10 protein-coding genes are annotated in these 14,307 nt (G+C 64.6%); 7 read left to right on the plus strand and 3 right to left on the minus strand.

The genetic code is table 11. The features are described 5' to 3' along the window. Window positions 1-59: 59 nt before the first annotated feature. From EY713_RS11130 to EY713_RS11140, 3 genes are all read left to right on the plus strand, one after another. Window positions 60-2,483 carry a phosphoketolase family protein gene (locus EY713_RS11130; RefSeq protein WP_131114840.1) on the plus strand — a complete coding sequence of 808 codons (2,424 nt, stop codon included), beginning with the start codon at window positions 60-62 and terminating at the stop codon, window positions 2,481-2,483. Window positions 2,484-2,507: 24 nt separating this feature from the next. Continuing rightward, window positions 2,508-3,683, plus strand: coding sequence for an acetate/propionate family kinase (locus tag EY713_RS11135; protein WP_131114842.1), 1,176 nt, complete (start codon window positions 2,508-2,510; stop codon window positions 3,681-3,683). Between the two features lie 70 nt (window positions 3,684-3,753). Beyond that, window positions 3,754-5,787, plus strand: a complete 2,034-nt coding sequence (locus tag EY713_RS11140; RefSeq protein ID WP_131114844.1) for an oxidoreductase — start codon at window positions 3,754-3,756, stop codon at window positions 5,785-5,787. A 3-nt stretch (window positions 5,788-5,790) separates the two neighbouring features. On the opposite strand, the gene EY713_RS11145 is transcribed toward EY713_RS11140, so the two are convergent. Further along, entirely contained in the window at window positions 5,791-7,266 is a 1,476-nt protein-coding gene (locus tag EY713_RS11145) for a carnitine 3-dehydrogenase (protein WP_131114847.1), read from the minus strand. Window positions 7,267-7,277: 11 nt separating this feature from the next. After that, on the minus strand, window positions 7,278-8,168 hold the full coding sequence (locus EY713_RS11150) for a beta-keto acid cleavage family enzyme (RefSeq protein WP_131114849.1): 891 nt from the start codon (window positions 8,166-8,168) through the stop codon (window positions 7,278-7,280). Between the two features lie 266 nt (window positions 8,169-8,434). Between EY713_RS11150 and EY713_RS11155 the strand changes: the two genes are divergently transcribed. The 4 genes from EY713_RS11155 to EY713_RS11170 are packed head-to-tail and all read left to right on the plus strand — an operon-like array spanning window position 8,435 to window position 13,544. Then, entirely contained in the window at window positions 8,435-10,006 is a 1,572-nt protein-coding gene (locus tag EY713_RS11155; protein ID WP_131114851.1) for an ABC transporter substrate-binding protein, read from the plus strand. A 10-nt stretch (window positions 10,007-10,016) separates the two neighbouring features. Beyond that, the gene (locus EY713_RS11160; protein WP_131114852.1) at window positions 10,017-12,026 is read left to right on the plus strand and encodes a CocE/NonD family hydrolase; all 2,010 of its coding nucleotides are present in this window, start codon (window positions 10,017-10,019) and stop codon (window positions 12,024-12,026) included. Next, a complete protein-coding gene (locus EY713_RS11165; protein ID WP_210215262.1) occupies window positions 12,023-13,036 on the plus strand; it encodes a GlxA family transcriptional regulator in 1,014 nt (337 codons plus the stop codon). The genes EY713_RS11160 and EY713_RS11165 overlap by 4 nt, the downstream gene beginning before the upstream one ends. A gap of 43 nt (window positions 13,037-13,079) precedes the next feature. Next, window positions 13,080-13,544 (plus strand): DUF1236 domain-containing protein, encoded by a 465-nt coding sequence (locus EY713_RS11170; RefSeq protein ID WP_131114854.1) that lies wholly within the window; start codon window positions 13,080-13,082, stop codon window positions 13,542-13,544. Window positions 13,545-13,708: 164 nt separating this feature from the next. Here EY713_RS11170 and EY713_RS11175 read toward each other — a convergent pair whose 3' ends face one another. Continuing rightward, complete coding sequence (locus EY713_RS11175) at window positions 13,709-14,065, minus strand: SWIB/MDM2 domain-containing protein (RefSeq protein ID WP_131114856.1); 357 nt, start codon at window positions 14,063-14,065, stop codon at window positions 13,709-13,711. Window positions 14,066-14,307 lie beyond the last annotated feature (242 nt).

The raw sequence follows: 14,307 nt of genomic DNA on the forward strand, positions 1-14,307 counted from the left end.
GGGACAGATAGCGACACCCCTTCGGGAGTGCGCATCCAATCGCGCGTGAGGGTCAGATCATGGACAATGTTTCTCGGCTCGATCAGACGCCCGGGCTCCCGGGCCCGTTAAGCGCTCAAGACCTCAGCCTGATCCACCGCTATTGGCTCGCGTCCAACTATCTTTCGGTCGGGCAAATCTATCTGCTCGACAATCCGCTTCTCCGCGACCCACTGACGCCCGAGCACATCAAAGCGCGCCTGCTGGGCCATTGGGGTACGACACCCGGCCTCAACTTTATCTATGTGCATCTCAATCGGATGATCCGCGCGCGGGACCTCAACATCATCTACATCTGCGGGCCTGGGCATGGTGGCCCCGGCATGGTGGCCAATACCTACCTCGAAGGGACCTACAGCGAGATCTATCCCGCGATCACACAGGATGCGGACGGCCTGCAGAAGCTCTTCCGGCAATTTTCCTTCCCGGGCGGGATTCCGAGCCATGCCGCGCCGGAAACACCGGGATCGATCCACGAAGGCGGCGAGCTTGGCTATGCGCTTGTGCATGCCTTTGGGGCGGCCTTCGATAATCCTGATCTGATCGTCGCCTGCGTGGTGGGCGACGGCGAAGCTGAAACCGGCCCGCTCGCAGCCTCGTGGCATTCCAACAAGTTCCTCAACCCGAGGAGCGACGGCGCTGTGCTGCCGATCCTGCATCTCAACGGTTACAAGATCGCCAATCCGACCATTCTCGGCCGCATGAGCGACATCGAAGTACGGGCGTTGTTTACCGGCTATGGTTACGAGCCGATCTTCGTCGAAGGCAGCGACCCCGCCGAGATGCATCAGTTGATGGCGGCCGCCATGGAGCGCGCGTTCAACATCATTCAGGATATCCAGGCGCAGGCGCGGAGTGGCTTCGGCAGCACGCGGCCCGTCTGGCCCATGATCATCCTGCGGAGCCCGAAAGGCTGGACCGGCCCGAAAGTGGTCGACGGCAAGAAGGTCGAAGGCTTCTGGCGCGCCCATCAGGTACCGGTCGACAATGCGCGCGGGAGCGAGGGGCATCGCAAGATCCTCGAAGATTGGATGCGGAGCTATGATCCGGACGACCTGTTCGACGCGTCAGGGCGGTTCAAGCCGGAACTCGCCGCGCTGGCGCCGACCGGCACGCGCCGCATGGGTGCCAACCCGCATGCCAACGGCGGCTTGCTCAAGCGTGATCTGAGACTGCCTGATTGGCGCAGCGTCGCCGTGGACGTGCCGCATCCGGGTGGCACCATCGGCGAGGCGACGCGAGCGCTCGGGATCTACTTTCGGCATGTCTTCGAGCTCAATGCCGAAGCTCGGAACTTCCGCATCGTCGGTCCCGATGAGACCGCCTCGAACCGGCTCGATGCCGTCTTCGAGGTGACTGACCGCGTGTGGATGGAGAATATCCAGCCCGACGACGTGTCGCTTGCCCACGAGGGGCGCGTCCTCGAGGTCTTGAGCGAACATCTTTGTCAGGGTTGGCTCGAAGGCTACTTGCTGACGGGACGCCACGGTTTCTTCTCGTGCTACGAAGCCTTCATTCACATCATCGACTCGATGTTCAACCAGCATGCCAAATGGCTGAAGGTTTCGCGCGAACTCGGCTGGCGTCGGCCGATCGCCTCGCTCAACTATTTGCTGACGTCGCATGTCTGGCGGCAGGACCATAACGGGTTCAGCCACCAGGACCCTGGCTTCGTGGATCTCGTGGCCAACAAGCGGGCCGATACGGTGCGGATCTATTTCCCGCCGGACGCCAATACGCTGCTCTGGGTCGCCGACCATTGCTTGAAGACCTACGACCGCGTGAACGTCATCGTGGCCGGCAAGCAACCCTCGCCGCAATGGCTCGATGCCGATGCGGCCGCGATCCACTGCGAGGCTGGTATCGGCATCTGGCGCTGGGCCAGCAACGATGACGATGGTGCGGAGCCGGATGTCGTAATGGCCTGCGCCGGCGACGTGCCGACGCTCGAGACGCTGGCGGCAGTCGATCTGCTGCGGACGGCCTTGCCCGATCTCAAGATCCGCGTCGTCAACGTGGTCGATCTGATGACCCTCCAGTCGCAGAGCAACCATCCGCATGGCATGCCGGATCGCGATTTCGATGGGCTGTTCACCTGCGATAAGCCGGTGATCTTCGCCTACCACGGCTATCCGGCGCTCATTCATCGCCTGACCTACAGCCGCGCCAACCATGCCAATATCCATGTGCGCGGCTTCATCGAGGAGGGCACGACGACGACCCCCTTCGACATGGTGGTGTTGAATGAACTCGACCGCTTTCATCTCGCGATCGAGGTCATCGAGCGGGTTCCGGGGCTGGCCGGAAAAGCCGCCTATGCGAAGCAGCGGTTTCGCGACACGCTGATCGAGCATCGGGCCTATGTGTGCCAGCATGGCGAGGATATGCCGGAGATCTCCGGCTGGGCTTGGCCTCACGACACGGCAGCGCGCGCTGATGGCTGAGGCCGTCGGTACGGTGGAGCGATCATGACCGACGCGGTTCTGGCCCTGAATGCCGGCTCCTCCAGCATCAAGTTCGGGCTTTTCGAAGCCCGCGCCGCTGACGGTCCGGTGCTGATCGCCAAGGGCCTGCTCGAGGATCAAGGGTCCGAGCCGCATTTCACAGTTCGCGACCCGGCGGGGGCGACGCTCGTCGATCGGCAGTGGTCGGGCGCGACCGCGCATGAAGACCTGCTCGGCGCCTTACTGGAGTGGGTCGAGACCCACCTCGACGGCAAAAAGCTCGCGGCGGTCGGCCATCGCATCGTCCATGGCGGGCTGCGGTTCGTCGAACCGGTTAGGCTGACCGATGAGACGATTGCCGCGATCGATGACCTGACGCCGCTGGCGCCCCTGCATCAGCCGCGCAGCCTCGAGCCGATCCGAGCGCTGCGGACGCTTCGGCCCGATCTGCCGCAGGTCGGCTGTTTCGACACCGCCTTCCACCACGATCTTGCGCCGCCGGTCAGCCGCTACGCCGTCCCGCGCCGGTTCGAGGAGGCGGGTGTTCGCAAATACGGGTTTCACGGGCTCTCGTATCATTTCATCGCGGGTCGGCTGGCCCAGGTCGCACCGGAGCTGGTTGCCCGGCGCACGGTCGTGGCCCATCTCGGCAATGGCGCGAGTCTCTGCGCCATGCGGGACGGGCGCAGCCGTGACACAACGATGGGCTTCACGGCGCTCGACGGTCTGGTGATGGGCACCCGTTGCGGCGCAATCGACCCCGGCGTCGTGCTGCATCTGCAGAAACAGCATGGGATGAGCGCCGATGCGGTCGAGCACATGCTTTATCACGAGGCGGGGCTGCTCGGGGTCTCGGGCCTCTCGAGCGACATGCGGACACTGACCGAGAGCGACGATCCGCGCGCCCATGAGGCGATCGATCTCTTCGGCTTCCACATCTCACGCGAGACGGCCGCGATGGCCAACACGCTCGGCGGCCTCGATGCTTTGGTGTTCACCGGCGGCATCGGCGAACATTCCGCCGCCGTCCGGGCCGATGTCTGCGCGCGGCTGGCCTGGCTCGGCGTCGAGATCGACACCGCCGCCAACGATCAGCACGGCGAGCGCCTCGCGACCCAAACCAGCCGCGTCGAGGTGCTCTGTCTTGCGACCGATGAGGAGATCGTGATCGCGCGCGCCGCCCTGCACCTCATGGGCTAGTGGCTCACGCTTGCGCGCCGCGGGGCTCGTGTTAAGCCGGATCACCCGCAGCCCGTGACCCGGCGCCTCCATGAACGATCCGCTTCTTCAGCCTTTCAGCCTCAAGCATCTGACGTTTCGCAATCGGCTGATGTCGACCGCGCATGAGCCCGCCTATACCGAGGATGGCCTGCCGAAAGATCGCTATCGCCTCTACCATGCCGAAAAGGCCAAGGGCGGCATCGGCTTGACCATGATCGGCGGCTCGTCGGTCGTCGCGCCTGACAGCCCGCAGGCTTTCGGCAACATCCTGCTCTACAAGGACGACGTGGTCGGCTGGCTGCGCGAGCTTGCCGACGACGTGCACGAGCATGGCGCGGCCGTGATGATCCAGATCACCCATCTCGGGCGGCGCACCTCCTGGTCGAAAGCCGATTGGCTGCCGGTGCTGGCGCCCTCGGGCGTCCGCGAGCAGGCGCATCGCGCTTTTCCGAAAGCCATGGAGGATTGGGATATCCGGCGCGTCGTCGCGGCCTATGCGGATGCGGCCGAGCGTGTGAAGGCCGGCGGCCTCGATGGCATTGAGATCGAATGTTACGGCCATCTGATCGACCAGTTCTGGTCGCCGGCCACCAACCTGCGCGAGGATGATTATGGCGGCGTGCTCGACAACCGCATGCGGTTCGGCTTCGAGGTGCTCCGGGCAATCCGCGACCGCGTCGGCTCCGATTTCGTGGTCGGGGCTCGGCTGGTTTGCGACGAGGACTGGGACAAGGGTCTGTCGCGTGACGCCGGCACGTTGATCGCGCAGCGGCTCGCATCCTCCGGATTGATCGATTTCGTCAACGTGATCCGCGGCCACATCGACACGGATGCGGCCTTGTCGGAGGTGATCCCGGCGATGGGATCGCGCTCGGCGCCGCACCTCGATTTGGCCGGCGACATCCGCACCGCGACGCGGGTGCCAACCTTTCACGCGGCCCGCATTCAGGATGTGGCAACGGCGCGGCATGCGATCGAAAGCGGCAAGCTCGACATGGTCGGCATGACGCGCGCCCATATGGCGGACCCGCATATCGCCCGCAAGATCATCGAGGGGCGCGAGGCAGAGATCCGGCCTTGCGTCGGCATGGCTTATTGCATCGACTCGATCTATGGCGGCCAGGCGCTCTGCATCCACAATGCGGCGACCGGGCGCGAAGCCACCATGCCACACGTCGTGACGCGGTCGACCGGTCCGCGCCGTAAGGTCGTGATCATTGGCGCAGGGCCGGGCGGTCTCGAAGCGGCGCGGGTCGCAGGCGCGCGCGGCCATGAGGTCGTGCTGTTCGAGGCCGCCGACAAAGCGGGCGGTCAGGTTCTGGTGACGGCGGGCCTGAAGCGACGCCGCGAGATCCTCGGCATCGTCGATTGGCGGCTCGCGCAATGCGAGCGGCATGGGGTCGAGCTTCGCTTCAACACCTATGCGGAGGCGGCGGACGTGCTGGCCGAGACCCCGGATGTCGTTGTTGTCGCGACGGGAGGCATCCCCAACACGGGGTTTCTGTCGGCCGGCGAAGACCTCGTGACCACGAGTTGGGACATCCTGACCGGCTCGGCGCGGCTCGGCAGCCAAATCCTGCTCTACGACGATAATGGCGCGCATCCGGGCATGACGGCGGGCGAGTTCATGGCGCGCGCCGGTGCGAGTCTCGAGATCGTCACGCCGGAGCGGATCGTAGCGCCCGACGTCGGCGGCACCAGCTATCCGGCTTATTTCCGGGCCTTCGCCGAGCACGACGTGACGCTGACGCTCAACCTAAGGCTCGACAGCGTCCGCCGCGACGGCAACCGCCTCGTCGCCACCTTCATCGACGACTACGGTCGGCGTACGGTCGAGAAGAGCGCCGACCAGATTGTCGTCGAGCATGGCACTGTGCCGCTCGACGAGCTTTATTTTGCGCTGAAGCCGCTCTCCCGCAATTTGGGCGAGGTGGATCACGCGGCCTTGTTGTCCGATCGCCCGCAAGATGTGGCGACCAATCCAGAAGGGGCATTCACGCTGTGGCGGATCGGTGACGCGGTCGCGTCGCGCAACATCCATGCGGCGGTCTATGACGCGCTGCGGCTCGTCAAAGACATCTAAGCCTCAGCGCTTCGCTCCAACGGCGCGTCCCGCGCTGTCCGGCCGGGGCAGGGCGGCATGCGCGCGGATCAGATGGTCCACGGCCGCCAGAACAGCCCCGTCGGCCGCGATGGCTCGTTCTGCGTCCGTATCGACATGCAGCAGCATCTGTTCGGCGGTCGCGATCACGGTGCCGTCGCGGCTCAGACGATGAAACACATGCAACCGCTTCGCATCGCCGCCGAGAACCTGGGTATCGACCCGCAGGGCCTCGTCGAGCTTGGCTTGGCCGAGATGCATCAAGTGTGTTTCGACCGTGAAGAATGAGCGGCCCGATGCCAGATAGGCCGCATCGACGCCGATGCGCCGCAACAGCGCGTCGCTGGCTTCGGCACAGCATTGGAGATAGCGGCTCTCCGTCATGTGCCCGTTATAGTCGATCCATTCGGGCAGCACGCGCCCGCGCCAGAGGCGCAGGGGCGCGCTGTCGTCGGTTTCGGCTTTGATCTCGGCCGGCCCAAGCAGGCTCATGATCCGCGCTTCATGTGCCTTGACGACCGCACCGGCAGCGAAATCCTGCGCCCGCAGAGCGCCCAGCACCGAAACGAGGCAATCGTCGCGCTTGCGTTCGAGGTCGCGGATCGACACGCCGCCAGCTTGTTGGTCCGATTGGTTCGAGACCGTGTCGATCAGCTCTTGTGTCAGTTCCGGCGCGTCGAGCTTGGTCCAGGGCAGTTTCAGCGCCGGGCCGAATTGTGCCAGGAAGTGGCGCATGCCCGCCTCGCCACCCGCCAGCCGATAGATCAGGAACGTGCCCATGAAGGACCAGCGAAGACCGGCGCCATAGCGCACGGCGTCGTCGATCTCCTCGGTGGTAGCGATTCCGTCGTTGACGAGCCACAAGGCCTCGCGCCACAGCGCCTCGAGTAGACGGTCGGCGATGAAGCCGTCGATCTCCTTGCGGACATGCAGCGGCCGCATCCCGATCCGCTCGTAAAGCGCGGCGGCGATATCCTTGGTGGCCTGCGCGGTCTTCTCGCCACCGCAGATTTCGACCAGTGGCAGCAGATAGACGGGGTTGAACGGGTGACCGACCACCAGCCGCTCGGGATGCGCCATGCCGCTTTGCAGCCTCGTCGGCAGCAGGCCCGAGGTCGAGGATGCGATCACGACGCCGGGCCGAGCTGCCGCGTCGATCTCGGCCAGGACCTTGATCTTCAAGGCCTCGATCTCCGGCAGGCTCTCGACGACGAAATCGGCGTCCCGCACCGCGGCGTCGATGGAGGCTGCCACCCGCAGGGTCCCTTCGGGAAGCGCCAGCCCGGACATCAGCTTGGCCTGCGCGCGACGAGCGTTGGCCGTCACCTCGTTCAGCTTACGGGCGATGTCCGGGTCGGGGTCGAACACGGTTACGTCGAACCCGTTGAGGAGGAAACGTGCGGCCCAACCGGCGCCGATAACGCCGCCGCCCACGAGCCCGATGGTCTTGATGCCGGTCATGTCATGCTCCATCAGGTCGGCTGCCGCAGGTTCAATTTGGCCCGTACCTCGGCCGGGCCGAGGACCCGCGCGCCCATGGCGGTCAGGATCGTTCCGGCGCGTTCGACGAGCGCCCCATTGGTGGCCAGCGTTCCCTTGCCGAGGAACAGGTTGTCTTCGAGCCCGACCCGGACGTTGCCGCCGGCCAGCGCCGCCATCGCAACGTAAGGCAATTGGTTGCGGCCGATCGCGAAGGCCGAGAAGACGGTCTCCTTCGGCAGTCGCTGCGCCATGGCCATCAGGGTCAATGGATCGTCGGGCGCCCCATACGGAATGCCCATGCAGAGTTGGATCAGCGGCGTTCCGTCAAGCAGCCCCTCCTTGATGAGGTCATGCACGAAGACGAGATGGCCAAAATCGAACACCTCGAGTTCGGGCTTCACGCCGAGCGCCTTCACCCGCGCCGCCATGGCGCGCAGCGTGGATGGCGTATTCGTCATGACGTAGTCGCCGAGCGAGAAGTTCATGGTGCCACAATCAAGCGTGCAGATCTCCGGCAGCAATTCGGCGACGTGGGCGAGGCGCTCGGTCGGCCCGACCATGTCGGTGCCGGCGGCAAGCGGCAGCGGGGTCTCGCCTGAGCCGAATACGACGTCGCCGCCCATGCCGGCCGTGAGATTGAGGATGACGTCGACATCGGATGCGCGGATGCGCTCGACCACCTCGCGATAGAGATGGACGTCGCGCGCCGCTTTGCCGGTCACCGGGTCACGAACATGGATATGCGCGATCGCGGCTCCGGCGCGGGCGGCCTCGATGCACGCCTCTGCGATCGCGGCCGGCGTGACCGGAACATGCGGTGAGCGGCCCGTGGTATCGCCCGCGCCCGTAACCGCGCAGGTGATGAAGACATCGTGGTTCATGGCGTTCTCTCTTGGTCGTATTCGTCGGTCAACATGGCGCGGGACCGCTCTCCAGACGTGACACACCACGACACAGACACGACGAAATGCGACACGCAAGCATTGAGGCCGGGGTGAAAAATCAGCCACATGGCCCATAGCGTGGGCATGTCGCTAAATGTCTCGAACATGTCGCTTTCGGCTTTATGGTTGGCGCACTCACGCCCTAGCATCGCATGAGAAAAGGCGGGCCGCATGGGCCACGTCCTCGCCCGGGAGCAAGCACGATGTCGCGCAGCAGCGGATGGTTAGGCGGTCTCGATCGTCGCGAGTTTCTGACCGGGGCCGCTCTTCTGGGTGGTGTGGCGGCAGTCGGGTCTCTCTTCCCGATCAGCGCATTTGCGGCGGATGCGACGCCGGTCACGGGCGGAGCGCTGAAAATCGGCATGTCCGGCGGCGCGACCTCGGACAGTCTCGATCCGCGCTTCATGACCGATTGGGTGCCGGTCAACCTCGGCTACCAGATCATGAATGGACTGGTCGAGATCGACGAACACAACAAGGCCATGCCCGAACTGTTCGAAAGCTGGGAGGCCAAACCCGGCGCCACCGAGTGGATCTTCAACATTCGCAAGGGCGTGACCTTCTCCAATGGCAAGACGCTCGATGCCGACGACATCATCTATTCGCTGAACCTGCACCGCGGCGATACGAAATCGGCCGCCAAGGCGGTCATCGCCGATGTGACCGACATCAAGAAACTCAGCCCGAACCAGGTTCAGATTTCGCTGAGCAGCGGCAACGTCGATCTTCCGTTCATCCTGTCCGATTATCACCTGATGGTGGTGCCGAACGGGTGGACCGATTGGATGAAGCCCGTCGGCACAGCCGGCTATACGCTTGAAACCTTCGAGCCCGGCGTCCGCTCCGTCACGAAGCGCCGCGAGGGCTACTGGAAAGCGGGGCGTGGCCACGTCGATTCGATCGAGATCATCGACATCAACGACACCAGCGCCCGCACGACGGCGCTGATCACAGGGCAGGTCGACGTTATCAGCCGCCTCAACCCACGAACCGTGGACCTTCTGAAGAAGAAGGCGGGTCTGCAGGTGATCCGCAATCCGGCCGGACAGCACGCCACATTTCTGATGAACACCGAAGTGAAGCCGTTCGACGACAATAACGTGCGGCTCGCGATGAAATACGGGGTCGACCGGAAGCGCATGATCGACACCGTGCTGAACGGCTACGGCGTCATCGGCAACGATCAGCCGATCCCGAAGACGGACCGGTTCTACAATGCCGACCTGCCGCAGCATTCCTACGATCCCGACAAGTCGAAGTTCTATCTGAAGCAAGCCGGCCTAACCGATCTGCCCGTCACGCTGCAGGTATCGGAAGCCGCCTTTACGGGCGCGATCGATGCGGCGAGCCTGTATCAGGCCGCGTGCGGCAAGGCTGGTATCGACATGACGGTCAAGCGCGAGCCAGCCGATGGCTACTGGGACAATGTTTGGCTAAAAGCGCCGTTCTGCGTCTCCTATTGGGGAGGTCGGCCGACCGCCGACCAGATGTTGACCATCGCGTATAAATCCGACGCGAAATGGAACGAGACGCATTGGAAGAACCCGCAATTCGACCAGTTGCTCGTCGCGGCCCGGACGGAATTCGACGAGGCCAAGCGCAAGCAGATGTATGGCGACTTGCAGAAGATGATCTCCGACGATTGCGGCGTCGTGATCCCGATGTTCATGGATTACCTCGAAGCCGGGGCCGCTAAGGTCAAAGGTATGGGGCCGCATCCGATGTTCGACCTGATGGGGCAGCGGCTCGGCGAAAAGGTCTGGATCGAGGCGTGAGCCGCTTCCCATGACGAGCGACGTCGACGTCACCGAGAACCTATGGATCCCGCTGCGGGACGGCACCCGGCTCGCAGCACGCCTGTGGTTGCCGGCGACGGCCGGGGCACACCCTGTTCCAGCCATCCTCGAATACATCCCCTATCGCAAGCGGGATGGGACCCGGGGACGGGACGAGCCGATGCACGGCTTCTTTGCGGCGCATGGCTATGCGGCGATCCGCGTCGACATGCGCGGCTCGGGCGAGTCGGACGGTCTGCTGCACGATGAATATGCGGCGCAGGAGCAAAACGACGCCCTGGAGGTGATCGCCTGGATCGCGGCGCAGCCGTGGTGTGAGGGCGGAGTCGGGCTGATGGGCAAGTCCTGGGGCGGCTTCAACGCGCTGCAGATCGCGGCGCGGCGACCACCCGCCCTCAAGGCGATCATCACGGTCTATTCGACCGACGACCGCTACGCCGACGATATCCACTATATGGGCGGTTGCCTGCTCAACGATAATCTATGGTGGGGCACCATCATGATGGCGTTTCAGGCGCGACCGCCGGATCCGTCGATCGTCGGGGCCGGGTGGCGGGACGCTTGGCTGGACCGGCTCGACGCCATGCCGTTCTGGCCGGCGCTCTGGATGGCCCATCCGACGCGCGACGCCTATTGGCGTCACGGCTCGGTCTGCGAGGATTTCTCGGCCATCACGGTGCCGGTGCTGGCGATCGGCGGCTGGGCCGACAGCTACACCAATGCGGTGCCACGTCTGCTCGAAGGCTTGAGCGTCCCGCGTCTCGGCTTGATCGGACCGTGGGCCCACATCTATCCGCATGATGGCGTGCCGACCCCGGCGTTCGATTTCCTCGGTGAGGCCACCCGATGGTGGGATTATTGGCTAAAGGGGCGCGACACCGGCTTGATGAACGAGCCGATGCTGCGGGCCTATATCGAGGAGCATCAGCAGCCCGCGACGAGCCGCCCCACGTCGCCGGGCCGTTTCGTTGGCGAGACCGTCTGGCCAAGCCCTGCCATCGAGACGCGGCGCTTTCACCTCGGACCCGGGACGCTCGGCGCGGCGACGCATCCGTCCGGTGCGTCGGTGTCGATCCGCTCGCCGCTTTGGACCGGGACTACCTGCGGCGAATGGATGGGCACCGGCGTGCCGGGCGAAATGGCCGCTGATCAGCGGCCGGACGACGGCTTGTCCCTGGTGTTCGACACGGAACCGCTGGTGATGTCGCTCGAGGTCCTCGGCAATCCGGATCTTGAGCTCGATCTGTCGTCGGACCTGCCGCATGCCCAGATCGCGGTGCGGCTCTGCGATGTCGCGCCGGACGGGTCCTCGCTGCGGGTCAGCTATGCCGTGCTGAACTTGGCGCATCGCGAGGGGTCGGCCGAGCCGCGCCCCCTGGTGCCGGGGCAGGCGACCCGCATTAGGGTTCGGCTGAAGATGTGCGGCCATCGCTTTGCGCCGGGACACCGCATTCGCATCGCGGTCTCGACCGCCTATTGGCCGCTGGTCTGGCCCTCGCGGGACGCCGCCACCCTGACGATCGCGACGGGGGCGAGCGCGTTGCTGCTGCCCGTGCGGACGCTGGCTCCCGACGACGGGCTTCTTTTGCCGCCGCCCGTAGCGACGCCACAGACCCCGCACACCAAATTGAGCGACGGCGCTCTGGCCCGGACCGTGACGCTCGACCGGATGAACAATGTCGCGACCTACGAGACGATCGGGCAGGGGGGGCTTTTCGGTGAAGGCGTGGTGCGCTGGGACGAGATCGGCACGTCGCTATCGCATGACCTCAAGCGTCATCTGACGATCGCGGCCGACGACCCTACGTCAGCGACCGCGACGCTCGACCAGTCCTATGTGATGGATCTCCACGGCACGACGATCGCGATCGAGACGGTCACGACGCTACGGGCCGATCACGATGCCTTCGTCCTGACCGGCAGCATGACGGTGCGGCAGGACGGCGATGTGGTGCGTACGCGCGACTGGGAGCAGTGCTTTTCCCGCGACACGTTGTGACGGGCGAGCCAGAACAGATCGCCTTTCTGCTGGTGCCCCAATTTTCGATGCTGGCCTTTTTGTCGGCCGTCGAACCGCTCCGGGTCGCCAATCGCTTGTCGGACCGTGATCTCTTCGCGTGGCGCGCCTATTCGGCGGATGGTGGTCCTGTCGAAGCGTCAAATGGCATGCGGATCATGGTGGAGGCGCCGCTCAGCGCCCTGGCGTCCTGCTCGATCCTGATCGTCTGCGCCGGTTTCGAGCCCGAGCGTCATGCAAGCCGGGACGTGATCCGCCTGTTGCAGAAGGCGGCGCGCGCCGGCTCCACCATGGGAGCGCTGGATACCGGCGCCTTTCTGCTGGCACGGGCGCGCCTGCTCGACGATGTCGCCGTGACGATGCATTGGGAGGCGGTGCCGGCCTTTCGCGAGTCCTTTCCGCATATAAGGGTCAAGGATGCGCTCTATGTCAGCGAACGTGGCCGAACCACCTGCGCCGGTGGGTCCGCCGCGATCGATCTGATGCTCGACCGGATCGCCGCGACCCATGGCGAGCCTCTCGCGATCGCGATCCAGCAGCAATTCATTCATGAGCGCATTAGGGGCCGGGAGGACCATCAGCGCCTCGCCCCTATCGTGGAGGATGGCGCGAACCGGGTCGGGCGGGCAGTCGCGGCGATGGAGCGGCATCTCGACGAGCCGATCGACAAACAACGTCTCGCGCGGGCCTGCGGGGTGTCGACGCGCCAATTCGAGCGACTGTTCGCCCGCCAGACCGGAACGTCCCCGGCGCGCCATTATCTCGGCCTCCGGTTGCTGCGCGCCCGTCATCTGTTGCGACAGACCGATTTGAGCGTGATCCAGATTGCGGCCGCCACCGGTTTCGGATCTGCATCGTCCTTGTCCCGAGCTTATCGATCCCGCTTTGCCGTTGCGCCACGCGAGGACCGGATTGAGCCGTCGCGATGGAGCGTTCCCCTCGCGATCACGCCGGGACAGCCAGGCATCCCAACGAAGAACGGAACCCTTTGACGTCGCCGCACATTTCCCCTCGGGCAAACCAAAGGGGAATTGAATGCGTAGATTAATTTTGAGCACCGCTCTTGTGGCCATGACGGTGTCGCTTCCGCTCGTCGCGCAGGCGCAAGTCGTTCAGGGCACCGTGAACGGTGCACAGAATGGCGCTGATCAGGGGAATGCGGCGGCTGGCCCGCTCGGCGGGATCGTTGGCGGAGCCATCGGCGCCGGTGTCGGCGCAGCAACCGGCGCGGTCGGTACGGCCGGCAACATCGTCGGAGCCGTCCTCGGCGCCGACGACCGGCCGCGTTTTCACGACTATACCGTCCGTCAGCATCGCCGCTCCTATGACTGGCGCGATGGCGATGTCCAGATCGGCGCTATCCTGCCGCCGCGCGGTGTCGTGCTCTATCCGGTTCCGGGTGAATTCCGTGTCGACCATCGCTACCGCTACGCGGTCGTGAACGACAGGACCGTCATCGTTGACCCGCGCAGCCGCCGGATCGTCGACATCATCGATTGATCGAACCCGTTAGGCTCGGATGATATCCTGCCCCGACGGATCAAAAACGAAAGGGCTGACCGGCATCAAGCCGGTCAGCCCTTTTTTTGGTCTCGCCACGCCCTTGAGCCTGGTGCCCAGTAGGCAGCAAAACTGAACGGCCTGCAATTCGTCGGCAGGTTGGCCTAAGACTTCAAATGGGGCGAGAGAAGCTTGTTCATTTCGAACATCGTCGCGCTATCCTTGCCGAAAATGACCTTCAGCTTGTCGTCGGCCAGAATTTCGCGCTTGTTCGCCGGGTTCTGCAAATTGTGCTTGCGAATGTGATCCCAGATCTTGCTGATCACCTCGGTACGCGGCATCGGCTCGTGACCCACGATGGCGCCAAGCTCCTTCGACGGCTGAACGGGCTTCATCAAGCCGGCGGCCGGCTTCTTGGCAGCGGGAGCCGCCGCCTTCGCCTTGGTGGCCTTCGCCTCTTTGGCCGGGGCTGCCGCAGCGGCCTTCTCGGCCGGAGCCTTGGTCTTGGGTGTGGTGGGCATGATCACCTTTCCTATATGTCCGGGCTGACGGGAACCGCCGCCATTCTCTGTAACAAAGAAGACGCGAAATAAACGCAACTGTCGATGGCAAATTCAGATTGCACGAACCATCACGGACTTCCACATCGGCATTCGATCGCGACGCGCACCGAACACCGACCAGAGAGAGACGCGACGAGGGGACGTTGCCCCCCTCTGGATCTGCCGGGACGTTATCGGGCGTCCAAAAGCCCGTCAACGCA

Source organism: Lichenihabitans psoromatis, from assembly GCF_004323635.1.
GTDB classification, from domain to species: Bacteria; Pseudomonadota; Alphaproteobacteria; order Rhizobiales; family Beijerinckiaceae; genus Lichenihabitans; species Lichenihabitans psoromatis.